The sequence below is a fragment of the Kineococcus anabasis genome (assembly GCF_054590795.1).
In genome coordinates this window covers 13,322-36,967 of sequence record NZ_BAAIHU010000008.1, presented here as the reverse complement: position 1 = coordinate 36,967, position 23,646 = coordinate 13,322, and the positions used below count along the sequence as shown (strand labels likewise).

Below are 23,646 nucleotides of genomic sequence, written 5' to 3'. Positions count from 1 at the left end.
TCCGAGGAGCGCTGGAGCAGCACGGCGCCCTCCCCGACGAACCGGAGCACCCTTCCCGTGACCCTGACCGACCAGCCGGCAGCGGGCACGCCCGCGCAGGCGGGCCGGCCCGTGCACCCCGGCGTCCCCGCAGCCCTCCCGGTCCCCGCGGCGCCCCCGGCCGCCGCGGCGCCCGCACGCCGCACCCGCTCCCGCCTCACCCCCGCGCTGCTGGCCGGCGACCTCGCCTGCGCCGCCGCGGTCCTCGCCGCCGCCGGCCCCGCCCGGCCCGGCGTGCTCGTCTTCACCCTCGCGCTGGCGGTCCTGTACGGCCTCACCGGGCTCTACCGCTCCCGCCTCGGGCTGTGCGTCCTCGACGACCTGCCCCTGCTGCTCGGCGGGGCCGTCGCCGCGCTCGGCGCGAGCACCGTCGCCGACGTCGCCCTGCACGTCGTGGACGTCGACGCGCGGCTCGTGGGGGCCCTCGCCGCGCAGACCGGCCTCCTCCTCGCCGGCCGCGCCGCCGGCTACGCCGCCGTGCACCGCGCCCGCCGCTCCGGGCGCATCGCGCACCGCACCCTCGTCGTCGGCTGCGGCGGCCTCGGCGCCCAGCTCGCCGGGATCCTCGCCCGCCGCGAGCACGGCCTCGTGCCCGTCGGCTTCGTCGACGACGAGCCCCGCCTGTCCCTGGAGCACCGCCCCCTGCCCGTGCTGGGCGGCATCGCCGACCTGCCGGACCTCGTGCGCGAGCACGGCGTCGCCGTCGTCGTCGTCGGCTACTCCAACATCCCCGAGCCCGTCCTCGTCGACGTCCTGCGCGGCTGCCACGGCCTCGACGTGGAGATCTACACGGTGCCGCGCTTCTGGCAGATCCACACCAGCCACCGGCTCGTGGAGGTGCTGCGGGGGGTGCCCGTGGTGCGGCTGCGCCGGCCCGCCTCGCGGGCCTCGTCGTGGTGGGCGAAGCGGGTGTTCGACGTGGTGGCCTCCGCCGTGGGCGTGGTCGTGCTCAGCCCCCTGCTGCTGGCCTGCGCGGTGGCCGTGCGTCTGGAGGGCGGCCCCGGCGTCCTCTTCCGGCAGGAGCGCGTCGGCCTCGCCGGGCGCCGCTTCCAGCTCCTGAAGTTCCGCAGCCTCAAGCCCACCGGGCAGGCCGAGAGCGCCACCCGCTGGAGCATCGCCACCGACGCCCGCGTCGGCCCCGTGGGGCGCTGGCTGCGCCGGCTGTCCCTCGACGAGCTGCCGCAGCTGTGGAACGTGCTGCGCGGGGACATGTCGCTGGTGGGGCCGCGCCCCGAGCGGCCGTACTTCGTCGAGCGCTTCAGCGTCGACCACGACGAGTACCTGTGGCGCCACCGCGTCCCGTGCGGCCTCACCGGGTGGGCGCAGGTCCACGGCCTGCGCGGCGACACCTCCATCAGCGAGCGCGCCCGCTACGACAACCACTACATCGAGAACTGGTCGCTCTGGCTGGACGTGAAGATCCTGCTGCGCACCGTCGTGCAGGTCGTGCGGGCGGCGGGCGGGTGAGCGCGCAGCAGCCCGGGTCCGACGCGCGCTCCCGCACGGGGTCCGACGCGCGCTCCCGCACGGAGCCGCTCGTCCTCGTGCTCGGGACCGCCGACTGGGACGCCGTCATCGGCACCAACCAGCACTACGTCACCCGCGCCCTCGCCCAGCGGTTCGGCGTGGTGTTCACCGAGGGCACCGGCACCCGCCGCCTGCGCCTGTCCGACGCCCGCCGGGTGCTGCGGCGGCTGCGGCCCTCGGCGCCCACCGGTGCCCGCCGCCCCGTCCCGGACGGCGTGCAGGTCGTCACCCCCCGCCTCGTGCCCTCCCACGGGCGCCCCGTGCGGCCGCTGAACTCCCGCCTCCTGCACGCGCAGGTCAGGCGCTGGGTCGAGCACCCCGGCCCGCGGCTGCTGTGGACCTACACGCCCTACGCGTACGGGCTGGCGGAGCTGGCCGACGCGACCGTCTACCACCTCGTCGACCTGCTCCACGAGAACCCCGGCGTGGACCGCGCGTCCCTGCTGGCCGCCGAGCGGGAGCTGGCGCGGCGCGCGGACGTGGCCATCGGCACCAGCGCGCCCATCCAGGAGCACCTGCGCTCCCAGGGCTTCCGCTCCACGCTGTGCCTGCGCAACGTCGCCGACGTCGCGGTGTTCGCACGCGCCGCGGAGCGCCGCACCGGCCCGCGCCTGCCCGTGGTGGTGTTCGCCGGTGCCGTCACCGAGCACAAGCTGGACCTGGAGCTGCTGGCGGCCCTGGCCCGCGGGCTGCGCGGCACGGCGCGGCTGCGGCTCATCGGCCCCGTCTCGCCCGGCGCCACGGCGCACCCGCGCTGGCGGGAGCTGCTCGACGCCGGCGCCGAGGTCGTCGCGCCGGTGCCGCTGGAGGAGCTCGCGGAGGAGTACGCCTCCGCCGCGGTCGGGATCGTGCCCTATCGCAGCACCCCCCTCACGCAGGGCATCACGCCGCTGAAGACGTTCGAGTACCTCGCCGCGGGGCTGCCCGTGGTGTCCACGCCCCTGCCGGGTGTGGAGCCGGTGCGGGAGGCGGTGTGGGTGGAGGACGGCGCCGAGGCGTTCGTGGCGCGGGTGCGCACGCTGGCCGCGGCGTGGGACCGGCGCCGCTCCGAGCGCTGCCGGTCCCTGGCGTCCGGGCACGACTGGTCCGCCCGCGGGGAGGAGCTGCGCTCCCTGCTCGCCTCCCTCGTCGCGGCCTGACCCACCCGCCGCGACCGGGCGGTGCGGCCGGAGGGCACGGTCAGGGGGTGCGCCGGCGCAGCACGCCCCGCGCCGCGGAGCGCAGCGACGGCACGCACGCCAGGTACGCCGCCCACACCGCGCCCATCACCGCCGTGCACAGCAGCAGCCCCGCCCACCCCTGGCCCGCACCCGACACCGCCGAGCCCGCCGCCAGGGCCAGCACCGCCCCGGGCGCGCAGCGCCCCAGCCAGCGGGCCGTCGTGGCGGCCACACCGAGCTCCCACGCGGCCAGCGCCGTCGTCACGACCGCACCCAGCGACGCCGCCAGCCCCAGCGTGAGCGGGCCCAGCACCCGGTACAGGCCCACGTCCACCAGCACCACCACCACGCACCCCGCCGCCAGCGCCCGGGTCGCGCGGCCGTTGCGGTCGCGGGCGTTCAGCGCCCGCACCAGGACGTAGGAGACGGTCTGCGCCCAGAAGCCCACGGCGAGACCGGCCAGGACCGACGCCGACGTGGCCACCGCCGCCGCGTCGAACGCGCCCCGCCCGTACAGCACCTGCACGACGCGGGTGCTGTTGAGGAACAGCACCGTGGAGGCGGGCACGACGACCACGAGGACGGCCGGCAGCAGCGACTCCAGGCGCGCGCGGGCCTCCGCCTCGCCCAGGCCGGCCAGCACCGCCAGGCCCGCGAAGCCCAGGGGCACCGCGAGCAGGGCGACACCCGTGTCGGCGACGAAGCGCGCGTAGTCCACGGCCGCGACCGTCCCCGTGCCCAGCAGGGACGCCACGACGCGCTCGGCCACGACGGAACCCTGCAGCAGCACCGGCAGCAGCAGCAGCGGGCGCAGCCGCACCCACAGCCTGCCGAGGAGGGCGCGCACCTCTTCGCCCACCCAGGCGGCCCGGCCCGGGCACAGGCCGCGCCGGCGCAGCGAGCCCCGCGCCCAGGCGTGCAGGAGGAGGTAGGCGGCGGTGAAGCCCCACGCCAGCAGCACGGGCCGCGACAGCGACCACGCCAGCGCCACGCCCGCCACCATGCCGACGTTCTGCCCCACCGCCCGCACGCCGGCCAGGCGGAACTCCCCGTGCGACATCTCCAGGTAGCTCAGCAGGGCGAACTGCAGGTAGCTGGGGATGCCGAGGGCCATGACGCGCAGGAAGTCCGCCGACAGGGCCGCGGTGCGGGCGTCCACACCCGGCGCCAGGAGCGGCACGACCCCCGGCGCCGCGACCCACAGGACGGCGGCGAGCAGGAGGGACAGCGCCCACAGCAGCACCCGCAGGACGTGGAACAGGGTGGCGGCCTGCGCGGGGCGGCTGGTGCGCAGCGTCGCGTGCAGGGGCAGGAACCCGGCGGCCAGGGCGTCGGCGAGGAGGAAGTTGACCGGTACCAGCGTGCCGGTCTGGGCGATGCGGCTGGCGGCGGCGGGAGCGGTGGTGCCGTACGCCGTGGCGAGCAGGACCTCCCGCACGAGGCCGAGGACCTTGCCGGCCAGCCCGCCCCAGAAGAGCCGCTGCACGGCCTGGCGCACCGGCGGCTCCCGTCCTCGGGGTGCTCCCGCCCCGACGACGGGGAGTCACTGATCGATGATCCCCCGTAACAGCCCGTCGTACTCCCGGGCGACACGCCCCAGCTCGTAGCGCGGCGGCAGCACCGAGCGCCGCGGCCCCTCCCCGGCCGCCCGTCCCGTTCCCGCCGCGCCCCGCCCGCCGCGCGCCAGGACCCCCGCCACGGCCCCCGCCAGCGCCCCCGCGTCGCCCGCGTCCACCCGCGTCACCGCGTCCCCCGCGTCCTGCACCGGCGCCGTCGTCAGCGGCGTCACCGCCGGCGTCCCGCACGCCAGGGACTCCAGCACCGACATGGGCAGCCCCTCCCGCCAGGCCGACGTCAGCACGCACACGTCGGCCGCCGAGTAGTACGCCGCCATCCCCCCGCGGTCCAGCGCGCCCGTGAGACGCACCCGCCCGGTGACCCCCAGCTCCCCGGCCAGCGCCCGCAGCCGCGCCTCCTCCGGGCCCTCCCCGGCCACGAGCAGGTACGGCCCCGGCCCCTCCCGCCCGCCGCCGGCGCCCACCAGGTCCGCCAGGCACCGCACGGCGCGGTCCACGCGCTTCTGCGGGTGCAGCCGCCCCGCCGCCAGCAGGACCCGCGCCCCGGCCGGGACCCCCAGCGCCGCCCGCACCGCCGCCCCCGCCGCCGGGTCCGGGCGGAACACCGCCGTGTCCACGCCGTTGGTGATCGTGCGCACCGGCGGCACCCCCGCCCACCGGCCCAGCGGGAACGAGGACAGCGACTCCGCCACGCTCGGCCCCACCGCCACCACGGCGTCGAAGCGCCGGTAGGAGCGCAGGTCCCGCAGCAGCCCGTGGGCGTTGCGCGGCGCCGTCAGCAGCGGGCGCAGCGCACCCGCCGACAGCTTCGAGCGCAGCTCCATCACCGACGTGCCGTGCGCCTGCATCACGAACCGCGGCCCCGTCCCCGCCAGGTCCAGGCAGCCGAACGCGGCGGCGCTCACCGACAGCACCCCGGCGACCGGGCCCGCGCGCAGCTCCTCCCCCAGCGCCCGGCGGGAGAGCCGCCACCACGCCCGCGAGTACCGCCCCGGTGGCGTGCCGGCCAGGGCGCGCACCCGCACCCCGTCCTCGGTGAACACCTCCGCGCGCCCCGGCAGCGCCGTGGTCAGCACCGTCACCGGCGAACCCGCCGCCGCCAGCGCCCGCGCCAGGTCCCACGCCACCGACTCCATCCCGCCCACCCGGTGCCGCGGCAGCCCTCGGGTCAGCACCACCAGCCCGCTCACCGGGCACCTGCCGGTCTCCCGCGCCGCCCGGCCGCCAGCCCGTCCAGCAGGTCCTCCAGCACCCGGGTCCGGCCCACCACGTCGAAGTGCTCCCGCACGTGCCGGCGCCCCGCCCCGCCCGTCCGCCGGGCGAGCGCCGGATCGCCCAGCAACCGGCCCAGCGCCCCCGCCAGCGCCTGCGGGTCCGCCTCGGGCACCAGCAGACCCGTGACCCCGTCCACCACGGCCTCCGGGATCCCGCCGTGCGCCGTCGCCACCACCGGGCGGCCCAGCGCCCCCGCCTCCAGCAGCACCTGCCCCAGACCCTCCTGGTCCCCGGTGCCCGCCGTGACGCTCGGCAGGCACAGCACCTGCGCCGCGGCGACGGCCGCCAGCACCTCCGCGTTGCCCAGCGCGCCGGTGAACACCACCCGCCGGGCCACGCCCAGCCCCCGCGCCAGCTCCTCCAGCCCCGCCCGCAGCGGCCCGTCCCCCACGCACACCAGGCGCACGTCCACGCCCCTGCCCGCCAGGAGCGCCACGGCCCGCACCAGGTGCGCGGTGCCCTTCTTCTCCACCAGCCGCGCCACATGCACGACCGTCCCGGCGGCGCCCGGCCCCGGGGCGTCCGGCACCTTCGCCAGGTCCAGACCCAGGTGGTGCGTCACGGTGCGCGCCGCGGGGAACCCGCGCTCCAGCACCCGCCGGTGCAGGTGGTCCGACACCGGCAGGAACAGGTCCCCGTGCCGCCGCAGCGCGGGCAGCCGCCGCACGTACGTGGCCCACGACACCCGGCGCCCGCGCAGCAGCGCCGCCCGCGTGTACGTGGCGTCGAAGCCGTGCAGGACCGTGGCCAGCGGCACCCCGAGGCGCCGGGCGCTGGGCAGCGCGTACGAGCCCTCCACCCCGAAGTGCGCCAGCACGACGTCCGCGCCGGCCTCCCGCAGGGTCCGCGTCAGCGGCCACGACACCAGCCCCGCGGCGTACGCGGCGGCCGCGCGGGGCCCCCACCGCTCCGCCAGGCTCACCACCGGCACGCCCGGGTCGAAACCGGCGGGCAGCGGGTCGCGGGCCACCAGCAGCGGCTCCCAGCGCCCGAAGGCGCGCGCCTGCTCCAGCACGAACGGCTCGGAGGGCACCCCCACCTGGTGGCGCAGGACGGCTACGCGCGGCACAGCCGCCCCCCGCGCCGGGGCGTGCCGCCCCGCCCGGCCCGTCGCCCGGCCCCGCACCCGGCCCCGTGCCCGGCGGCCCGCCCGCTCACGGCTGCCGCGCCGCCACGGCCGCCCGCTCCGGCGCGGGCAGGGACGCCGCCGTCACCAGCCCCAGCAGCAGCGCCAGCAGGATCATCGACTTCGACTCCCCGTAGACCGCGGTGTTGTCGCCCATGCCGTGCACGAGCGCCCACGTCCAGGCTCCCAGGGCGAACGCCGCGGTGCGCGCCGACGCGGACCCCACCTGCGCGAGCACCACCCCGCCCAGGCGCCGCACGACCGCGACCACCAGCACCGCCAGCGCCACCACACCGGCCATCCCGCTCGCCGCCCACGCCGCGATGAACAGGTTGTGCGGCGGCAGGACCGCCACGCCGAACTGCGCGTACTGCTCCATCGTGAGCGCCCAGCCGCCGTGGCCCAGGCCCAGCAGGAAGCGCTCCTCGAACATCTCCAGCGCCGCGTTCCACATCGGCGCCCGGCTCGACAGGCTGTGCGCGGAGGCGTCCGCGTAGCCCGGGACGAGACGCGCCAGCAGGACCGGCAGCAGCCACACCACCCCCGCGACGGCCAGCGCGGCCTGCGGCAGGAACCACCGCGCCGCGGGCCTGCCCAGCAGCCGCACCCCCCGCACCGCCACCGGCAGCAGCAGGGCCAGGGCCGCCGCCGTCTTCGAGCCCGTCGCGAACGTGGCCGACCAGGTCAGCAGCGCCCCCAGCAGGTGGCGGCGCCTGCGCTCGCGGGTGAACAGGACCAGCCACGCGAACGTGCCGACCCCGAGGAACATGGACGCGACGTTGGCGTTGATGAAGAACCCGCCGGCCTTGGCCGGGTCCATGACGTTGTTGGCGCCCTCCCCCCAGAACGCGGCCATCGCGTCCGGCCCGGCGACGGCCGAGGCCAGCGGCGAGCGCAGGAACGCCGTCTCCGTGCCGGGGGAGAGCCGGAACACCCACACCAGCGCGGCGCCCGCCAGCGTCCACGCCAGCGCGACCTTCAGCGCGACCAGGGCCCCGCGCGGGTCGGTGCGCTCCACCCGCACCGCGTAGAGGTAGAGGAACGCGAACGAGGCGAGCCGGGCGACCTCGAGGACGCCGACGAGGGCGTCGGGGGACCAGACGAGGGCGGCGCCGTTGACGGCGGCGAGGACGAACACCCCCCGCAGGACCGGGTCGCCCAGGGGGAAGCCCTTGCGCTCCACCAGCCAGCACAGGGCCATGAGGATCACCCAGCACTGGCTCAGCGGCAGGGAAAGCTGCCCGAGGGGACCGGCGAACACCTGCGGCACGGCCAGGAAGGCGGCCACCGCCAGGCGGGTGCGGTCGGAGGCGGTGACGCAGAACAGGACGCCGGTGAGGGCGACGACGGCGGCGGCTGCGGCGATCTCCACGTCAGCGTGGACCGGCCGGTGCCGCGGCGGCGACCGGCGGCACGGCGGAGGAGTGCTCCGCGACCCAGGCGGAGAAGCGCTCGCGGAACCGCGCGGGGGCGAACGACGCCGCCCGGCGCGTGCAGTCGGCGGCCGTGCAGCCCTCGGCGCGGGTGACGGCCTCGGCGTAGGCGGCCACCCGGTGCTCCGGCGCCAGCGTCCCGGACACGCCGTCCACGACGGTGTCCAGGGCTCCGCCCAGGCCGAGGGCCGCCACGGGCGTCCCGCTCGCCATGGCCTCCACGGGCACCATCCCGAAGTCCTCGAAGGTCGGGAACACCAGGACGGCGGCGTCCCGGTAGAGCCGGCGCACCTGTGCCCGGGTGGGTCCCTCGACGACCACCACGGGAACGGACGCCTCCGCGGCGCGGGCGCGCAGGGCCCGCGCCATCGGCCCCGAGCCCGCGATCACGGCCGGCCGCCCGAGCATCTCGGCCACGTCGACGACCGTGGCGTGGTTCTTGTACCCGACCCACCTGCCGAGCCCGAGCAGGTAGCCGTCCGGGAGCGCAGGCAGGCCCTGCTCGCCCGTTTCGTCGTCGTGCCTGCCGAAGAAGTCCACGTCGACGGGAGGGTGCACGACGTGGGCCTGCCGTCCCCAGGTCTGCTCGATGCGCCGCGCGACCTCGTTGCTGTTGGCCGCGACGGCAGTGAGGCGGGCGGCGGCCCGCCGGTCCACCGACGCGAGGACGCGGCGTGCCGGGACCAGCCACGGCGAGGCGCCCCGCCCGTCCAGCTCGGGGGTCCACACGTAGCGGGCGGGGGAGTGCACGTAGGCGAGGTGGACGCCGTCGCCGGCGAGCCGGTTGGCGCTCGCGAAGGAGTGGTGAGAGGTGATCACGAGGTCGTAACGGGGTCCGCGCAGGGCCTGCCACGCCAGCGGCATCAGCGGCAGGGTCAGGCCCCGCCGGTCGCGCAGGCCGGAGCGGTCCAGCAGCGTCGTGCGCACCTGCCTGCCCCGGAGGTCGAGGTCGACCCCGGGGGCGCGGGAGAGCGCGTACAGGTCGGCGGTGGGCCACATGCCCGCCAGCACCTCGAACACCTGCTCGGCGCCGGCGTGCGAGGCGATCCACTCGTGCACGACGGCGACGGCGGCGTCCGGGGGCGCGTCCGCCCGGCGTGGTGTGCCGTCGACCGCGGGCTGGGTCTCGTCCATGGTCCTCCGGGATCCGGGGGTCTCCGTCCTCTCCCCATCGGACGCCGCGGGCCGGTCCTGAGCCCCCGGACCGCCCAGGCCCGTCCATGATCCGCGTGCTAGCCTCGGACGGTCACCGGCCCGGGACGGGCCGCTCACGATCCGCCTGGAGGTTCCCCGTGAAGAAGGTCCTGCTGCTGGCGCTGGTCGCCGCGGGGGTCCTCGCGTGGCGCCGGCGGGCGTCCGACAAGGCCGAGCGGGACCTGTGGGCGGAGGCCACCGACACGATCCGCTGAGCTCCGCGGCCGGTCGGACCGGCACCCGGGGGCGTGGCGCAATTGGTAGCGCACCTGCTTTGCAAGCAGGGGGTTGTCGGTTCGAGTCCGATCGCCTCCACCGGGACCACGACGAAGGCCCCTCCCGCACCGCGGGAGGGGCCTTCGTCGTGGTGTGCGGGTCTCAGCTGCCCTGGAAGGGGCCGGGGCCCTTGTCGCGGGCGGCGTCCGCGGCCTGCTCGACCTGGGACGCGTCGGCGGTGCCGGCGTCGAAGCCGGTGCTGCCGCCGTCCCCGGGCGTGACGGCCGTGTCGGTCGTCGCGGCCTTGCCGGGCTTGGCGCGCTTGCCGGTGCCCGCCGCGGGTGCGGGGCTGACCTGGGTGGTCGCCGACGAGGTGCCATCGGTGCCGTCGGCGCTGTCCTCGGTGCCGGCCGCGCCACCGGTGCCGGTCGCACCCAGCGTGGAGGCGGTGTCGGTGCCCTTGTCCACGACCGTGATGCCGCCCTCGGTGTCCTGGGTGGTCTGCGCGGCGGGGGCCTTCGGGGTGGTCCACGTCGCACCCGGGGTCGCCCACGGGTCCTCCGCGCCGCGGCGCTTCTGCACGGCGGCGGCCGCCGCGGCGGTGCCCCCGAGCAGCAGCACGAACACGACGAACCGCTTGCCGCGGCCCTTCTGCTTCTTCTTGCGGGGCACCACGGCCTCGCCCTTGAGGACGGCCAGGGCGTCGGCGGAGCGGTGCCTCGCCTCACCGGCGAACTCCCGGCCTCCCACGGCGGCGGCACCCGCCACGGCGGTCGCCCCGGCGGCGGCCTCCGCCAGCTTCGGCAGGACCTCCTCGACGATCATCTCGCGGGCGGCCTCCACGGCCGGGCCCACCTTCACCGCGGCGGACTCCACGTGCGGGGTGGCCCACTCGCGGGCGGACTCCACGTGCGGAGCCGCCCACACCTTGGCGCTCTCCACCTTCGGCGCCACCTTCTCGGCCAGCGCGGCACCGGCCAGCGCCGCTCCCGCGAGGGCGCCGGCGCGGTGCGCCAGGTCGTTCTGCGGCACCGGCGGTGCCGTTCTCCTGCGGAACATGCGTTCCCCTCTCCCCCTCGTGCGGTCGCTCGGCTCGCGCGGCCCGGATCGCACCTGCGGCCGTTCACCGGCCGGACGTCACCGATCGGTGATCTTCCCAGCATGTAAGGATGACGCCATGCACGCCACCCTGCACACGAACCACGGCGACATCCGGATCGAGCTCTTCCCGAACCACGCGCCGAAGACCGTCGCGAACTTCGTGGGACTTGCCGAGGGAACCAGGGAGTGGCGCGACCCGCAAACGGGGCAGCCGCGCAACGACCCCTTCTACAACGGCCTGACGTTCCACCGGATCATCCCCGGCTTCATGATCCAGGGCGGGGACCCCGTGGGCAACGGCACCGGGGGCCCGGGTTACGACTTCGACGACGAGATCCACCCCGACCTGCAGTTCTCCAAGCCGTACCTGCTGGCGATGGCCAACGCCGGCAAGCGCATGGGCAAGGGCACCAACGGCTCGCAGTTCTTCATCACCACGGTGGGCACCCCGCACCTCAACGGCCGCCACACCATCTTCGGCGAGGTCGTCGACCAGGCCGGCAAGGACGTCGTGGACCGCATCTCCGCCGTCCCCACCGGCCAGATGGACCGCCCGCGCGAGGCCGTGGTCATCGAGTCCGTCACCGTCGAGCACGACTGATCGCCCTGTCCGGCACACGGCGGGGTCGCGGCGCGTTGCAGCAGCCGTGACCTCGCCCGTGCCCGGCTCCGTCCCGGTCCCCGTCCCCGTCTGCCCGCGGCACCCGCAGCGGGAGTCGTACGTGCGCTGCCAGCGCTGCGAGCGGCCCGCGTGCCCGGAGTGCCAGCGCGAGGCGCCGGTGGGGGTGCAGTGCGTCGACTGCGTCCGCGAGCAGAACAAGGGCCTACGCACGGCGCGCACGGCGTTCGGCGGCGAGCTGTCCTCCGCCGACGGCCGCGTCACGAAGGTGATCATCGGGCTGTGCGTGGTGCTGTACGCCGTGCAGTTCGTCGCCCCCGGTCTCTACGACCACCTGGCGCTGGTCAACGCGCCCGACGTCTTCCCCAACGCCTTCGCGGCGGGCAACTGGTGGCAGCCGCTGACGTCGGCGTTCCTGCACGCCAGCTCCCCGATGCACCTGCTGTTCAACATGTACGCCCTGTACGTGACCGGCCCGTACCTGGAGGGGCTGCTGGGCCGGGCGCGCTTCGTCGCGCTGTACCTGCTCTCGGCGCTGGGCGGGGCGGCGGGCGCCACCCTGCTGCCGTTCACGGAGAACACCGTGCTCGTGGGGGCCTCCGGTGCGGTGTTCGGGCTGTTCGCCGCGACCTTCATCGCCGCGCGCCGGCTGGGGCGGCAGGCCGGGCAGGTGGCGGTGCTCATCGCGATCAACCTGGCGCTGGGCTTCTTCTTCCCCGGCATCTCCTGGCAGGGCCACCTGGGCGGGCTGGTGGCCGGTGCGGTGGCCGCGGCGGTCCTCGCCTACGCACCGCGGGCGCGCCGCTCGGCGGTGCAGTGGACGGGCCTGGGCGTGCTGGGCCTGGTGCTGGTGGCGCTGCTCGCCTACGCGGCGTTCCGGATGTCGGGTGTGCAGCCCTTCGTGAACGTCGGCTGAGCGGGCCCGTGCACCGTTCGTGCGGTGATCACCGAAGGGTCGTCCACGGGCCACGCCCCGTCCACAGGCTTCTCGCACAGGTGTGCGAACAGCGCTCCGATATCCACCAGGTGTGTGGACGGATGTGGAAATCAGGGGCCTTTACCCACAGCTGTCCACAGGTTGTGGACACCGTGGTGGACGACGGTGGGGACGGAGCCTGTGGACGGCGGCCCGCCGTCCACAGGGTGCAGGGCCCCGGACGTGGCGCCGCCCCCGCCGGGAGGAACCCCGGCAGGGGCGGAGGAGGCCGCGTCGTGGTGCCCGCCGGCCCGGCGCCGGCGCGTCGTTCAGCGCCAGCGCGTCGTCATGGCGAAGCCCACGAGCACCAGGCCGAAGCCCGCCACGAGGTTCCAGTTGCCCCACCCGGGCACCGGGTACCGCGTCTGGGAGATGTAGAACACCACGATCCAGATCAGGCCGAGGATCATCAGCCCGACCATCGTCACCACGTACCAGCGCGGTGTGGGGCGCGCGATCACCGGCTCGGTGGAGCCCTCGTCGGTGGACTTCCGCCGCAGACGACGGGAACCGGCCACTTCAACCTCCGCAGATCGTTCCGGGCGAGTGGCTAGCGTAGTGCGGGTGCAGCCCGCAGCAGTGGTCGGCGGTCCTCCCCGATGACCCCGGCCCCGGCCGCTCCCGGCGCACACCCCCCGCGCCGGCGTGCCCCGCTGGCCCGGCGGCTCGGTGTCGGTGCCGTCCTCGCCGTCGCCGGGCTGCTCTTCGCGACCAGCGCGCAGACCTCCCGCGGCACCGACCTGCGCACCGAGACCGCGGACCTCGTCGGCCTCGTGCGGGAGGAGTCCACCCGCCTGGCCGCCCAGGGGGAGCGGGTGTCGCGGCTGCGCACCTCCGTCGAGGAGCTCGCCCGCGCGGCGTCACCGCAGCAGGTCGTCCGCGCCGAGGAGGAGGCCGCGCGGCTCGCGCCGTCCGTGGGGACCGCGCCCGTGGAGGGCCCGGGGCTGGAGGTCGTCCTCGACGACGCCCCTCGGGACCGGCCCGCCCCCGAGGGCGCCGGCCCGGACGACCTCGTCGTGCACCAGCAGGACGTGCAGGCGGTGCTCAACGCGCTGTGGTCCGCGGGCGCCGAGGCGATGACGATCATGGATCAGCGGGTGGTGTCCACCAGCGCCCCGCGCTGCGTCGGCAACGTGCTGATCCTGCAGGGCCGCACGTACTCCCCGCCGTACCGCATCGCCGCGGTCGGGGACCCGGCCGCGATGCGCGCCGCGCTGGACGCCTCCGCGCAGGTCTCCGTCTACCGCGAGTACGTCGCCGCCTACGGCCTGGGCTACCGGGTGCGGGCGCTGGGGTCCCTGCGCGCGCCCGGGTACGACGGGCCGCTGAGCCTGGAGCACGTGCGGGCGCTGCCGGGCCGGGCCGCGGAGGGTCCCGCCGCGGAGGGCGCGCGGTGAGCGGACCCGCCGCCCCCCGGCGCCCGGCGTGGCAGGTGGCCGCCTCCCTCGTCGGCGAGGTGCTCCTGACCGCCGGCGTCCTCGTCCTGCTCTTCGTGGGGTGGCAGGTGTGGTGGACCGACCTGACGTCGGGCCGGGTGCAGCGCGCCACGGTCACGGACCTCGAGCGCACCTGGCAGGCCGCGGCCACCGCGCCCGCCCCCGGCGCGAGCACCCCGGCACCCGCCCCCGCCCGCACCGTCGACACGACCCCTCCGCAGGGGGAGGCGTTCGCGATCCTGTACGTCCCCCGCTTCGGGGAGCGGTACGCGGTGCCGGTCGTGGAGGGCACCGGCGCCGAGGCGCTCAAGGGCGGCGTCGGCCACTACGACGACACCGCCGGTCCCGGGGAGGTCGGCAACTTCGCCCTGGCCGGGCACCGCGTCACCTACGGCAGGCCGTTCCACCTCATCGCCGACCTGCGCGAGGGCGACCCGGTGGTGGTGGCCACCGCCACCGACTGGTTCACGTACCGCGTCACGCGGTGGCAGGTGGTGAGCCCCTCGGCGGTGCGGGTGATCGCCCCCGTGCCGGACCGGCCGGGGGAGGCGCCCACCCGGCGGCTGCTCACCCTGACGGCGTGCCACCCGATGAACTCCGCGCGGGAGCGGTACGTCGTCCACGCGGAGCTGGAGTCGGCGCGCCCGCGGGCGCAGGGCCCGCCCGAGGTGCTGGGCTGAGCGGTGCCGGGCCGAGCGGGCCGGTCGCGGGCGGAGGTCGTGGTGGAGGAGGCGGGAGCGGGGATGTACGGGTGGCTGTGGCGGCACCTGCCGGGACCGGTGTGGGTGCGGGTGCTGACGTGCGCGCTGCTGGCGGTGGCGGTGGTGCTGCTGTGCATGACGGTCCTCTTCCCGGCCGTGGCGCCGCTGCTGCCCGTCAACGACGGCACCGTGGGGTCCTGACCCGCCACGCGGGGGGTGGGCGCGGGGCGGAGGGGTGACCGGGGACGGAGGGCGACCGTAGGCTCAGGTCCGCCCGGGGACTGCCGATCCACTGGGGTCACCGTCCGAGGGGAGCACCACCATGCCCGTGCGGAGCAGCCGGCGCCCTACCGCCGCCGCCCGAGCCGCCCGCACCGGGACCGTCCTCACCGGGGTCCTGGCGCTCTGCCTCCTCCCCGGCCCCGCCGCCGCGACGCCCGCCGCCGTACCTCCTGCGACGACCGCCGCCGCGCCCGCCGCGGAGCCCGCCGCCGTGGACGTGACGCGCCTCGTCGACGGCCGCCCCGTCACCACCACCCTCACCACCTCCGGCGGGCGCGCCGCCGAGGCGCTGGCCGACCGGCTGGAGGACCGCCGGGACGTCCTCGCCGCGGACGTGGCCGTGCGGTACCGGCCGGTCGGCGGGACCCTCGCGCACCGGCCCGCCGCGGGCGATCCGCTGCTCGGCGCCTCCCAGCACCTGTACGCCGCCCGCGCGTCCCGGGCGTGGACCCGCACGACCGGTACCGGTGTCGTGGTCGCCGTCCTCGACACCCGGGTCGTCACGGACCACCCCGACCTGCGCGGTGCGCTGCTGCCCGGGGTGGACACCGTCGCCCGCGGTGACGACCACGAGGACGGCACGCCCTCGTACCACGGCACCCTCGTCGCCTCCGTCATCGCGGCGCGCGCCGGCAACGACGCCGGCGGGGCGGGCGTCGCGCCGGGGGCGCAGGTGCTGCCCGTGCGGGTGTGCGCGCCCGAGTGCTCCAGCGGGGCGCTGACCGCGGGGATCGACGCCGCCGTGGCCCGCGGCGCGGACGTCATCAACCTCTCCGTGGCGGGCACCGAGCACAGCCGCGTCCTGGCCGACGCGGTGCAGCGGGCGGTCGCGGCGGGGGTCGTCGTGGTGGCCGCGGCCGGCAACGACGGCTCGCCCTGCACGGCGACGCTGCGCACCGGCTGCGGCAACCCCGTGATGTACCCGGCGGCGTACCCCGGTGTGGTGTCCGTCTCCGCGAGCACCCCGACGGGGCTGGCGGCGCCGTGGGCGGTGCACAACGACCGGGTGGACCTGTCCGCCACGGGCGAGCGCGTCCTCGGTGCCGTGCCCCCGCGCCGGGCGGGCGTGTACGACGGCTCGGAGTACGGCAGCGGCACCGGCACGTCGTTCTCCGCGCCGCAGGTGGCCGGGGCCGCCGCCCTGGTGCGCGGCGTCGCGCCGGAGCTGCCGCCGGCCGCGGTGGAGGAGCTGCTGCGCTCGACGGCGGCGCGCACGACGTGGCCGGCCGGGTACGGGCGCGGGCAGCTCGACGTGGCGGCGGCGGTGGCCGCGGCGGCGCACGCGCCGGGTGGCCAGCAGCCGGTGGTGGCGCAGCCGGACGGGTCGGTGGCGTACACCCGCGACGGCCGCGTGCACGTCGTGCGCGGAGCCGTCCTGGACCGCTACCGCGCCACCGGCGCCGAGGACGGGCCGCTCGGCTGGCCGGTGACCGGGGAGGTCGCGGTGCGGGGCGGGGCGTTCACCCACTTCGAGGGCGGCTCGGTGTACTGGAGCCCGGCGACGGGTGCGCAGCTGGTGCGCGGCGCGATCCTGGACCGCTGGGCTGCCGCCGGTCGGGAGACCTCCCCCCTGGGCTTCCCGGCGGGGGAGGAGGTGCCGCTGCGCGGTGGCGGTGCCGTGCAGCGCTTCACCGGCGGCCCGGTGTACTGGTCCCCGGCGACCGGCGCGCACGACGTGCGCGGGGCGATCCTCGGCGCCTACGGCGCGGCGGGCTGGGAGAACGGTGTCCTCGGCTACCCCGTGACGGGCGAGGTGCCGCTCGCGGGCGGCGCGTTCAACCACTTCCAGCGCGGGTCGGTGTACTGGAGCCCGGCGACGGGCGCGCAGCTCGTGCGCGGCGCGATCCGCGACGCGTGGGCCCGCGCCGGCTGGGAGCGCAGCCGCCACGGGTACCCGGTGACGGGGGAGCAGCTCGTGTACGGCGGGGTGCGCCAGGTGTTCCAGCGCAGCGTCGCGACGTACTCGTGGGCGACCGGCCGGGTGACGTTCTCGGCGCGCTGAGCCGCATCGGTGCCGCCGGTGCGGCAGGCTGACAGGCTCCGGGACGCATACGTTCCGCAACCCCGACGAGGAGGAGCAGCATGTCGTCGTCCTACCCGCCGCCCCCGCCACCCGAGTACGGGCAGGGCGGCTACGGCGCCCCGCCCGCCGCACCGAGGAACGGCCTGGGGCTGACCGCCCTCATCCTCGGCATCGTCGGCATCCTGCTGTCGTGGACGGTGGTCGGCGGCATCCTGCTCGGCATCGCGGCGATCGTCCTCGGGGTCATCGGGCGCAAGCGCGCCAGGAGGGGCGAGGCCACCAACGGTGGGGTGGCCCTGGGCGGGATCATCACCGGTGCGATCGCGCTGGTGCTCGGTGTCGTGATGATCGCGCTGTCGGCGTGGTTCGTGTCGCAGCTCGGCTTCGGTGACCTGGCCCGGTGCCTCCAGGAGGCCCAGGGCGACCCGGTGGCCGAGCAGCAGTGCCAGGTGCAGTACGAGGGTGAGCTCAACGAGCGGCTCGGCAGCTGACCGGTTGAGCGGCCGGACCGGCCGTCGCCCGGGGGCCGTCCACCACGTGGTGGGCGGCCCTCCGCCGTTCCCGGGGTTCCGGCGGGCTCACGCCCCTGGGCGCCCCCCGGCCGGTCGCACGGCGCCGGCCACCGCCGCGGCCAGCGGCTCGACGTCGTCCGCGGCGAGGGTGCTGACGGTCAGGCGCAGGCCGGGCCCGCTGCGCAGCCGGAACCGGGCGCCGGGCGCGGGCACCCACCCGGCCGCCGCGAGCCGCGCGGCCGCGCCGGTCTCGTCGTCGACCGGCACCCACACGTTGATGCCGGTGCGCCCGTGGGCCCGCACGCCGTGCCGCGCCAGGGCCGCCACGAGGCCGTCGCGGCGGGCGTCGTAGGTGCGCCCCGCCCCCGCCACGAGCGCGGCCGTGCCCGGGTCGGCCCACAGCGCCGCGACGGTGCGCTGCAGCAGGTGGCTGACCCAGCCGGGGCCCAGGCCCTGGCGGCCGGCGGCGCGGGCGGCGGTGACGGGGTCGGCGGCCACGACGGCCAGGCGCAGGTCGGGGCCGTAGGGCTTGGAGACCGAGCGCACGAACGCCCACAGCGGCACGGCACCGGCCAGGGGGGCGAGGGGGACGGCGGCGAGCTCGGCGGCGTGGTCGTCCTCCACGACGAGGACGTGCGGGTGCCCGGCGAGCACGTCGCGCAGCTCGGCGGCCCGCGCGGCGCTCACGGCGGCGCCGGTGGGGTTCTGGGCGCGGGAGGTGACGACGACGGCGCGGGCCCCGGCGGTGAGGGCGCCGGCCAGGGACCGCGGGAGGGGGCCCTCGTCGTCGACGGCGACGGGGACGGCGGGCAGCCCGCACGCGGCGAGGAGGTCGAGCAGGTTCGTCCAGCCGGGGTCCTCCACGGCCACGGCGTCGCCGGGGCGTAGGTGGGCGGCGAGGACGCGCTCGATGCCGTCGAGGGCGCCGCCGGTGCAGAGCACGCTGGTGTCCGGGACGGCGTCGGCGCGCAGCCGCTCGCGCGCGGCGGCGAGCAGGCCCGCGTCGAGGGGGCTGTCGGGGTAGCCGCGGGGGTCGCCGTCGCGGGGCGGGTGCGGCGCGGGGAGCAGGTGCGGCGCGGGCCCGCCGGTGGAGAGGTCGCGGGCGCCGGGCGGCACGGGCAGGGCGAGGCGGGAGCGGGGGGCGTGCACGGCGGGGGTGCGGCGCACGCGGGTGCGCTGCCCGGTGCCGGCCTCCACGACGCCGCGCTCGCGCAGGGTGCGGTAGGCGGCGGCGACCGTGCCGGGGGCGACGCCGCACGCGGCGGCCAGTGCCCGCACGGAGGGCAGGGCCTCGCCGGGTGCGAGCGCGCCGGAGGTGACGCCGTGCTCGACGGAGGCGGCGAGCTCGGCGGCGGTGCCGCCGCGGACGGCGAAGCCTGTGGCATCCTGTTCCGACACAGTACCAGGACTGTACTGGTACATGACCGAGACGTCCAGCCGGACCCGGAGGAGGCACCCGCCGTGCACGTCGTCGACCTCGGCCCCCCGCGCACCGACCCGCGCTGGGCGGCCGCCCTGCCCGTCCTGCGCGAGCTGCGCCCCCACCTCGACGCCGCCCTGCTGGCCACCGTCGCCGACGAGGGCGCACCCCAGGGGCTGCGCTTCAGCGCCGCGTTCGACGACGACGGCACCTGCCACGGCGTCGCCGGCTGGCGGCTGTGGGCCAACACCGCCACCGTCCGCCAGCTCTACGTCGAGGACCTCGTGACCGCCGCGGCCTCCCGCTCCCTCGGCGTGGGCGCCCTGCTGCTCGGCGACCTGGAGCGCCGCGCCCGCGACGCCGGCTGCACGAGGCTGTCCCTGGACTCCGGCGTGCACCGCCACGAGGCGCACCGGTTCTACTTCCGCGAGCGGATGCACATCGCGAGCCACCACTTCGCCCGGGACCTCGCGCCCGTCGGAGCGCCCACCGCCGGGGAGGCCTGAGGTGTTCGTCCCCCGCCCCGACGCCCCGCACGACGAGGCCGAGTCCTGGGAGCACCTGCGCCAGGTGGGTTTCGGCACGCTCGTCGCCCCCGGCGGCCCGGACCGCGAGGTGCCGGTGCTCGCCGCCGCCCAGTTCGCGGTGACCGCGGACCACCACGTCCTGCTGCACCTGGCCAGGCCCAACCCCGTGTGGGCGGCCCTCGCGGAGCGCCCCGTGGCGGTCCTGTCCGTCGCGCAGGACTGGGCCTACGTGCCGGGCGCGTGGAAGGCCGCGGCGGGGGAGGACCCGGCGCTCGGCGTGCCCACCACCTTCTACGCCGCCGTGCAGGTCGTCGCGGACGTCGACGTCGTGGACGAGCCGGAGGCGCTGCTGGAGCTGCTGCGCACCCAGCTCGCCGGGCTCGACCCCGCGCTCGCCGACCCCGCCGCGCACACCGGGGTGCTGCGCGGCATCCGCGGCGCCGTCCTGCGCCCCCGCGAGGTCCGGGGGAAGTTCAAGGTCGGCGGCAACCTCGACCCCGCGCGCCGCCGGGCCGTCGCCGACCGGCTCGCCGCCCGCGGCGCACCGGGGGACGCCGCGGTGCTGCGGCACCTGCACCGGCGGGAGCGGCCGGCCCCGGGAACCGCGCCGGGAACCCCGGCGGGGAAACTCCCGGGAACTCCTCCCGCAACCCGTGCAACACCGCGCCCGCCCGTCGCGTCCTGACGGTGTCGGGGGAGACGGCGCACGTCGCCGCCTCCCAGGGGGGTGCGGGGCCGGGGGGCTCCGCGGACACAGGGGGGACCATGCGCAGCAGGCGCACGCCCGTGGCGCTCGCCACGGCGGTGACCACGACGGTCACGACGGCGGTGGCGGTGGCGGTGCTGGGGGGCACCGCGACCGCGGCGGCGGGGCACGGCCTCGCCGTGACGTCCAGCTGCACCGGGGGCAGGCCGGGTTTCCTGGCCACCCTCGTGCAGGACGGCCGGGCCGCGTTCCTGCGGCAGCAGGGGGAGGCGGACGTCGTCGTGCCGGCCACGCCCGGCCCCGTCCGCCTCGACCTGAGCGGGCGGCGCTCCGAGGGCCGCGGGTGGACGCTCGTGGACGCCTCGGGCGCCGCCCTCGCCACCGCACCGGCCCTGCCGGACCGCGGCTGCGACGGCTGGCCGAGCCGGGAGGCCTACGTCGCCTCCGAGGACGACGAACCCGGCGCGCCGCAATCGCTCACCCGCCTGGCGAGCACCCCGTCGGCCACGCTGCGGGACGGCACCCGCGTGTTCCGCGCCGCGGACGGCACGTTCTACGCCGGCCGGCGCGGCGACTCGCACGTGGTGCGCGGCGCGATCGACGAGCACCACCGGCGCGCGGGGGGCGCGACCGGCCGGCTCGGGCAGCCGCTGACCAGTGAGTTCGGCGTCGCCACCCTCGACGGGTTCTTCACCCGCTTCACCGGCGGCACCGTCTACTGGAGCGCGGCGGGCGGCGCGCACGCCGTCACCCCCGGCCGCATCGCCGACGGGTACGCCTCGCGCGGGTACGAGCGGACCGTCGGCCTGCCGGTCAGCGAGCAGTTCGGCCCGCTGCTGCGCGGCGGGTACGGGCAGCACTTCACCGGCGGCTCGCTGTACTGGAGCCCGGCGAGCGGGGTGTGGCACGTGCAGGGAGCTATCCGGGACAGGTGGGCCGCGGCCGGCTGGGAGCGCTCGGTGCTCGGCTACCCGGTGAGCGACGAGATCCCCGTCCTGCGCGGGAGCCGCGGCCGGGTGCAGCACTTCCAGGGCGGCACCGTGGCGTGGAGCGACCAGACCTCCGCGCAGATCGTGCGCGGCGCGGTCCGCGACGGCTGGGACCGCTCCGGCGGCCCGCACGGCTGGGTCGGCATGCCCGTCACCGACGAGTTCGGGCCGCTGGTGCGCGGCGGGTTCGGGCAGCACTTCGGGTCCGGCTCGGTGTGGTGGAGCCCCGCCACGGGCGCGCACCACGTGGTCGACACCGGCAGCATCCCGCAGCGCTGGGCGCAGCTCGGCCGGGAGGAGGGCCTCGGCTACCCGACGTCCGACACCTTCGTGAACCTGCGGGGGCAGTGGAAGGCGCAGCACTTCGAGCGCGGGTCGCTGTTCAGCAACAGCTACCTGGACGACCCGGGGCCGGTGTTCCTCGTGAAGGGCGCGATCCGCGACCGGTACGCCGCCCTGGGCTGGGAGAACAGCAGCCTCGGCTACCCCACGAGCGAGGAGCGCCCGGTGCCCGGCGGTGTCCGGCAGGACTTCGAGCGCGGCTCGCTGACGTGGACGGCGGCCACGGGGCGGGTGGAGCAGGTGCCGGTGGGCTGACGGCGGCCCGGGGTGGGGCCCGGGGGGGATCCGGAGGCGGGGACGTCCGGGGGACCGGAGGAGGGAGCGGTTCCCCGGACGTTCATCCGCGAAAACCACACAGGGTCACCGGAAACGGCCCTAGCGTGGAACCCGCATCCGCAGGAACCCGGCGCCGGCCGGCGGGGCGCGGCGACGGGCCGACCGCCGAGGAGAAGACGTGCGCGACGACCCCACCACCGGTGCCCTCCCCACGACGTCCTTCCGGACGGACCTCGTCACGACGCTGCTCGCGACCTGGTTCACCCTGGGCCTGCTGCTGGACAGCTGGGCCCACAACAACCTGCCCGGCCTGGAGTCGTTCCTGACGCCCTGGCACGGCGTCTTCTACTCCGGTTTCGCCGCGACCGCGCTGTGGGTCCTGTGGACGGTCCGCAGGTCCCTGCCGCTCGGGCTCGGGGCGCTGCGGGCCATGCCCCGCGCCTACGTCCCCACCGTCCTCGCCCTGCCCGCCTTCGCGGTGTTCGGTGCCGGGGACTGGCTCTGGCACAGCATCTTCGGCATCGAGGAGGCGTGGCGGATCCTCTTCAGCCCCACCCACCTCGGGCTGGTGACGGCCATGCTGGTCATCGTCACCACCGCCGCCCGCTCCGCGTGGGCCGACCCCGGCCTGCACGCCGGCACGCGCTCCCTGCGGCTGCTGCCCGCCGTGCTGTCCACGGCGCTCGGCACCGTCCTGGTGCTGCTGTTCCTGCAGTACGCCAACGCCCTCGTGCTCGACCCGGCCACCGTGGCCCTCGGCCTGTCCGGCACCGACGGCACCGTCACGGCGGACGTCGTCACGGACGTCGCCGCCACGAGCGCGGTCCTGCTGCTGCCCCTGCTGGTCCTGGCGCGCCGCTGGCGCCTCCCCCTCGGCGCGGCCACCGCCGTGTACGGCACGGCGTGCCTGCTGTCCGCCGCGGTCGCCGGGTTCACCAACCTCGCCACGGTGACCGGCGCGCTGCTCGGCGGGATCCTCGTCGACGTCCTCGCCCGGGTGCTGCGCCCCTCCCCCGGGCGCACCGCGCGGTGGTGGGCGTTCGGGTTCTGCGCGCCCCTGCTGACGTGGTGCGCGTACCTCGCCGGGGTCTACACGGGGGCCGGGGCCGTCCCCGCGCCCAATCTGGAGCTGCTGACGGGGCTGCCCCTCGTGCAGGCGCTCCTCGGGCTGCTCCTCGCCGTGCTCACCGCGCACCTCGCCGCGCCCGCGCCCGGCGGAGCCGCGCCGGTGCGGGCCCGCGACGGGGAACCCGCCCGGGTCTAGGACCCCGCCGGCCCCGGGACCCCCGCCTCCGCCGCGATCGCGGGAACCCCCGCCTCCGCCGCGATCGCGGGAACCCCCGCCTCCGCCGCGATCGCCGCGACCAGCTCCTCGTCGAGGACGAACAGCTCCTCCCCGTCGCCGGGCGCCGGCACCGACAGCACCGTGGCGCGCACCCCGTCCGGGCCCAGCTCCACCAGGCACGCGCCGCTGCCCCGCACCGCCCGCTCCCGGCCGTGCGCCACGAGGACGTCGGTGCGGTTCGCCACCCCGGGCGCCACGACCAGCGCGAGCTCCCCGGCGGTCGCCACGTACGGGTGGTGGTAGTGCCCGCTGAGCACCGCCCGCACGTCCGTGCCCGCCAGCACCTCCAGCAGCGCGCCCGGCTCCTGCAGGCGCAGCGCCTCGTGCAGCACCGTCGGCGCCGGCAGCGGCGGGTGGTGGACCACCACGACCGTCCCCCGGGGCGCCGGCTGCGCCAGGACCTCCCGCAGCCGGCCGAGCTGGCCCGGGCGAAGCTCCCCGTAGCCCCGGCCCGGCACGGAGGAGTCCAGCGCCACGAGGCGCAGCCCCGCCACGTCGTGCACGGTGTCCAGCGGTTCCCCCGCCGGAGCGGCCGCCCGGCCGAGCAGCACCTCGGCGAACGGGCCGCGCACGTCGTGGTTGCCCACCGCCCACACCACCGCGGCGCCCCGCCCGGCGGCGAACCCCCCCACGAGGTCCCGCGCCGCGGCGTACGACTGCGCCGAGCCGTCGTCGGAGACGTCCCCCGAGACGACCACCGCGTCGAGGTCCCCGACCCCGGCGAGACCGGCCAGGACGTGCCGCAGCACGGCGGTGGTGTCCACCAGCCCCTGGTGCAGGGCGCCGCCCCCCAGCAGGTGCGTGTCCGACAGGTGCAGCAGGCGCGCGCTCGTCACGGGGCGAT

23 protein-coding genes and 1 tRNA gene are annotated in these 23,646 nt (G+C 77.3%); 15 read left to right on the top strand and 9 right to left on the bottom strand.

What is annotated here, in order from left to right; all coding sequences use genetic code 11:
• Positions 1 to 57: 57 nt before the first annotated feature.
• Both ACYQBY_RS13745 and ACYQBY_RS13740 read left to right on the top strand, forming a co-directional pair.
• Positions 58 to 1,506: a sugar transferase gene (locus ACYQBY_RS13745; protein ID WP_459644437.1), complete on the top strand. Its 1,449-nt coding sequence runs from the start codon at positions 58 to 60 to the stop codon at positions 1,504 to 1,506.
• On the top strand, positions 1,503 to 2,705 hold the full coding sequence (locus ACYQBY_RS13740; protein WP_459644436.1) for a glycosyltransferase: 1,203 nt from the start codon (positions 1,503 to 1,505) through the stop codon (positions 2,703 to 2,705). Before ACYQBY_RS13745 ends, ACYQBY_RS13740 begins: the two co-directional genes overlap by 4 nt.
• Before the next feature lie 40 nt (positions 2,706 to 2,745).
• On the opposite strand, the gene ACYQBY_RS13735 is transcribed toward ACYQBY_RS13740, so the two are convergent.
• The 5 genes from ACYQBY_RS13735 to ACYQBY_RS13715 form a co-directional block, all read right to left on the bottom strand.
• Positions 2,746 to 4,224 carry a lipid II flippase MurJ gene (locus ACYQBY_RS13735; RefSeq protein WP_459644435.1) on the bottom strand — a complete coding sequence of 493 codons (1,479 nt, stop codon included), beginning with the start codon at positions 4,222 to 4,224 and terminating at the stop codon, positions 2,746 to 2,748.
• Between the two features lie 45 nt (positions 4,225 to 4,269).
• A complete protein-coding gene (locus tag ACYQBY_RS13730; protein ID WP_459644434.1) occupies positions 4,270 to 5,493 on the bottom strand; it encodes a glycosyltransferase family 4 protein in 1,224 nt (407 codons plus the stop codon).
• Complete coding sequence (locus ACYQBY_RS13725) at positions 5,490 to 6,647, bottom strand: glycosyltransferase (RefSeq protein WP_459644433.1); 1,158 nt, start codon at positions 6,645 to 6,647, stop codon at positions 5,490 to 5,492. The genes ACYQBY_RS13730 and ACYQBY_RS13725 overlap by 4 nt, the downstream gene beginning before the upstream one ends.
• An 85-nt stretch (positions 6,648 to 6,732) precedes the next feature.
• A complete protein-coding gene (locus ACYQBY_RS13720; protein ID WP_459644432.1) occupies positions 6,733 to 8,076 on the bottom strand; it encodes an O-antigen ligase family protein in 1,344 nt (447 codons plus the stop codon).
• 1 nt (position 8,077) lies between these two features.
• Positions 8,078 to 9,271, bottom strand: coding sequence for a glycosyltransferase (locus ACYQBY_RS13715; RefSeq protein ID WP_459644431.1), 1,194 nt, complete (start codon positions 9,269 to 9,271; stop codon positions 8,078 to 8,080).
• A 158-nt stretch (positions 9,272 to 9,429) separates the two neighbouring features.
• On the opposite strand from ACYQBY_RS13715, the gene ACYQBY_RS13710 reads away from it, so the two are divergent.
• Entirely contained in the window at positions 9,430 to 9,546 is a 117-nt protein-coding gene (locus ACYQBY_RS13710; RefSeq protein ID WP_459644430.1) for a DLW-39 family protein, read from the top strand.
• A gap of 27 nt (positions 9,547 to 9,573) precedes the next feature.
• Positions 9,574 to 9,646, top strand: a tRNA-Ala gene (locus ACYQBY_RS13705).
• A 63-nt stretch (positions 9,647 to 9,709) separates the two neighbouring features.
• On the opposite strand, the gene ACYQBY_RS13700 is transcribed toward ACYQBY_RS13705, so the two are convergent.
• Positions 9,710 to 10,606, bottom strand: a complete 897-nt coding sequence (locus ACYQBY_RS13700) for a hypothetical protein (protein WP_459644429.1) — start codon at positions 10,604 to 10,606, stop codon at positions 9,710 to 9,712.
• Positions 10,607 to 10,724: 118 nt separating this feature from the next.
• Here ACYQBY_RS13700 and ACYQBY_RS13695 point away from each other — a divergent pair, with 118 nt between their 5' ends.
• Together ACYQBY_RS13695 and ACYQBY_RS13690 are read left to right on the top strand one after the other, a co-directional pair.
• Positions 10,725 to 11,249 (top strand): peptidylprolyl isomerase, encoded by a 525-nt coding sequence (locus ACYQBY_RS13695; RefSeq protein WP_459644428.1) that lies wholly within the window; start codon positions 10,725 to 10,727, stop codon positions 11,247 to 11,249.
• A gap of 46 nt (positions 11,250 to 11,295) precedes the next feature.
• Positions 11,296 to 12,183: a rhomboid family intramembrane serine protease gene (locus ACYQBY_RS13690; protein WP_459644427.1), complete on the top strand. Its 888-nt coding sequence runs from the start codon at positions 11,296 to 11,298 to the stop codon at positions 12,181 to 12,183.
• A gap of 329 nt (positions 12,184 to 12,512) precedes the next feature.
• Here the strand turns inward: ACYQBY_RS13690 and ACYQBY_RS13685 are convergent, their stop codons facing one another.
• Positions 12,513 to 12,761, bottom strand: a complete 249-nt coding sequence (locus ACYQBY_RS13685) for a cell division protein CrgA (RefSeq protein ID WP_459644426.1) — start codon at positions 12,759 to 12,761, stop codon at positions 12,513 to 12,515.
• Between the two features lie 81 nt (positions 12,762 to 12,842).
• On the opposite strand from ACYQBY_RS13685, the gene ACYQBY_RS13680 reads away from it, so the two are divergent.
• The 5 genes from ACYQBY_RS13680 to ACYQBY_RS13660 all read left to right on the top strand — a co-directional run bounded on the left by ACYQBY_RS13680 (position 12,843) and on the right by ACYQBY_RS13660 (position 17,176).
• Positions 12,843 to 13,640: a DUF881 domain-containing protein gene (locus ACYQBY_RS13680; protein WP_459644425.1), complete on the top strand. Its 798-nt coding sequence runs from the start codon at positions 12,843 to 12,845 to the stop codon at positions 13,638 to 13,640.
• Positions 13,637 to 14,359, top strand: coding sequence for a class E sortase (locus ACYQBY_RS13675; protein ID WP_459644424.1), 723 nt, complete (start codon positions 13,637 to 13,639; stop codon positions 14,357 to 14,359). The genes ACYQBY_RS13680 and ACYQBY_RS13675 overlap by 4 nt, the downstream gene beginning before the upstream one ends.
• Positions 14,360 to 14,362: 3 nt before the next feature.
• Positions 14,363 to 14,581 (top strand): hypothetical protein, encoded by a 219-nt coding sequence (locus ACYQBY_RS13670; protein WP_459644423.1) that lies wholly within the window; start codon positions 14,363 to 14,365, stop codon positions 14,579 to 14,581.
• A 121-nt stretch (positions 14,582 to 14,702) separates the two neighbouring features.
• The gene (locus ACYQBY_RS13665) at positions 14,703 to 16,664 is read left to right on the top strand and encodes a S8 family serine peptidase (RefSeq protein ID WP_459644422.1); all 1,962 of its coding nucleotides are present in this window, start codon (positions 14,703 to 14,705) and stop codon (positions 16,662 to 16,664) included.
• Positions 16,665 to 16,744: 80 nt separating this feature from the next.
• Complete coding sequence (locus tag ACYQBY_RS13660; RefSeq protein ID WP_459644421.1) at positions 16,745 to 17,176, top strand: DUF4190 domain-containing protein; 432 nt, start codon at positions 16,745 to 16,747, stop codon at positions 17,174 to 17,176.
• An 87-nt stretch (positions 17,177 to 17,263) separates the two neighbouring features.
• Here ACYQBY_RS13660 and ACYQBY_RS13655 read toward each other — a convergent pair whose 3' ends face one another.
• A complete protein-coding gene (locus ACYQBY_RS13655) occupies positions 17,264 to 18,595 on the bottom strand; it encodes an aminotransferase class I/II-fold pyridoxal phosphate-dependent enzyme (protein WP_459644420.1) in 1,332 nt (443 codons plus the stop codon).
• Positions 18,596 to 18,658: 63 nt separating this feature from the next.
• Between ACYQBY_RS13655 and ACYQBY_RS13650 the strand changes: the two genes are divergently transcribed.
• From ACYQBY_RS13650 to ACYQBY_RS13635, 4 genes are all read left to right on the top strand, one after another.
• A complete protein-coding gene (locus tag ACYQBY_RS13650; RefSeq protein ID WP_459644419.1) occupies positions 18,659 to 19,123 on the top strand; it encodes a GNAT family N-acetyltransferase in 465 nt (154 codons plus the stop codon).
• A 1-nt stretch (position 19,124) separates the two neighbouring features.
• On the top strand, positions 19,125 to 19,829 hold the full coding sequence (locus ACYQBY_RS13645) for an FMN-binding negative transcriptional regulator (RefSeq protein ID WP_459644418.1): 705 nt from the start codon (positions 19,125 to 19,127) through the stop codon (positions 19,827 to 19,829).
• A gap of 80 nt (positions 19,830 to 19,909) precedes the next feature.
• Positions 19,910 to 21,436: a hypothetical protein gene (locus ACYQBY_RS13640; protein ID WP_459644417.1), complete on the top strand. Its 1,527-nt coding sequence runs from the start codon at positions 19,910 to 19,912 to the stop codon at positions 21,434 to 21,436.
• A gap of 199 nt (positions 21,437 to 21,635) precedes the next feature.
• Entirely contained in the window at positions 21,636 to 22,721 is a 1,086-nt protein-coding gene (locus tag ACYQBY_RS13635; protein ID WP_459644416.1) for a hypothetical protein, read from the top strand.
• On the opposite strand, the gene ACYQBY_RS13630 is transcribed toward ACYQBY_RS13635, so the two are convergent.
• Positions 22,718 to 23,638 carry a metallophosphoesterase family protein gene (locus ACYQBY_RS13630; protein WP_459644415.1) on the bottom strand — a complete coding sequence of 307 codons (921 nt, stop codon included), beginning with the start codon at positions 23,636 to 23,638 and terminating at the stop codon, positions 22,718 to 22,720. The genes ACYQBY_RS13635 and ACYQBY_RS13630 overlap by 4 nt on opposite strands.
• Positions 23,639 to 23,646 lie beyond the last annotated feature (8 nt).

What these genes read in the sequence shown, in the direction of transcription:
- ACYQBY_RS13715 (WP_459644431.1), bottom strand. Translation starts at nt 9,271, where the DNA reads ATGGACGAGACCCAGCCCGCGGTCGACGGCACACCACGCCGGGCGGAC.
- ACYQBY_RS13700 (WP_459644429.1), bottom strand. Translation starts at nt 10,606, where the DNA reads ATGTTCCGCAGGAGAACGGCACCGCCGGTGCCGCAGAACGACCTGGCG.
- ACYQBY_RS13695 (WP_459644428.1), top strand. Translation starts at nt 10,725, where the DNA reads ATGCACGCCACCCTGCACACGAACCACGGCGACATCCGGATCGAGCTC.
- ACYQBY_RS13680 (WP_459644425.1), top strand. Translation starts at nt 12,843, where the DNA reads ATGACCCCGGCCCCGGCCGCTCCCGGCGCACACCCCCCGCGCCGGCGT.
- ACYQBY_RS13665 (WP_459644422.1), top strand. Translation starts at nt 14,703, where the DNA reads ATGCCCGTGCGGAGCAGCCGGCGCCCTACCGCCGCCGCCCGAGCCGCC.
- ACYQBY_RS13660 (WP_459644421.1), top strand. Translation starts at nt 16,745, where the DNA reads ATGTCGTCGTCCTACCCGCCGCCCCCGCCACCCGAGTACGGGCAGGGC.
- ACYQBY_RS13640 (WP_459644417.1), top strand. Translation starts at nt 19,910, where the DNA reads ATGCGCAGCAGGCGCACGCCCGTGGCGCTCGCCACGGCGGTGACCACG.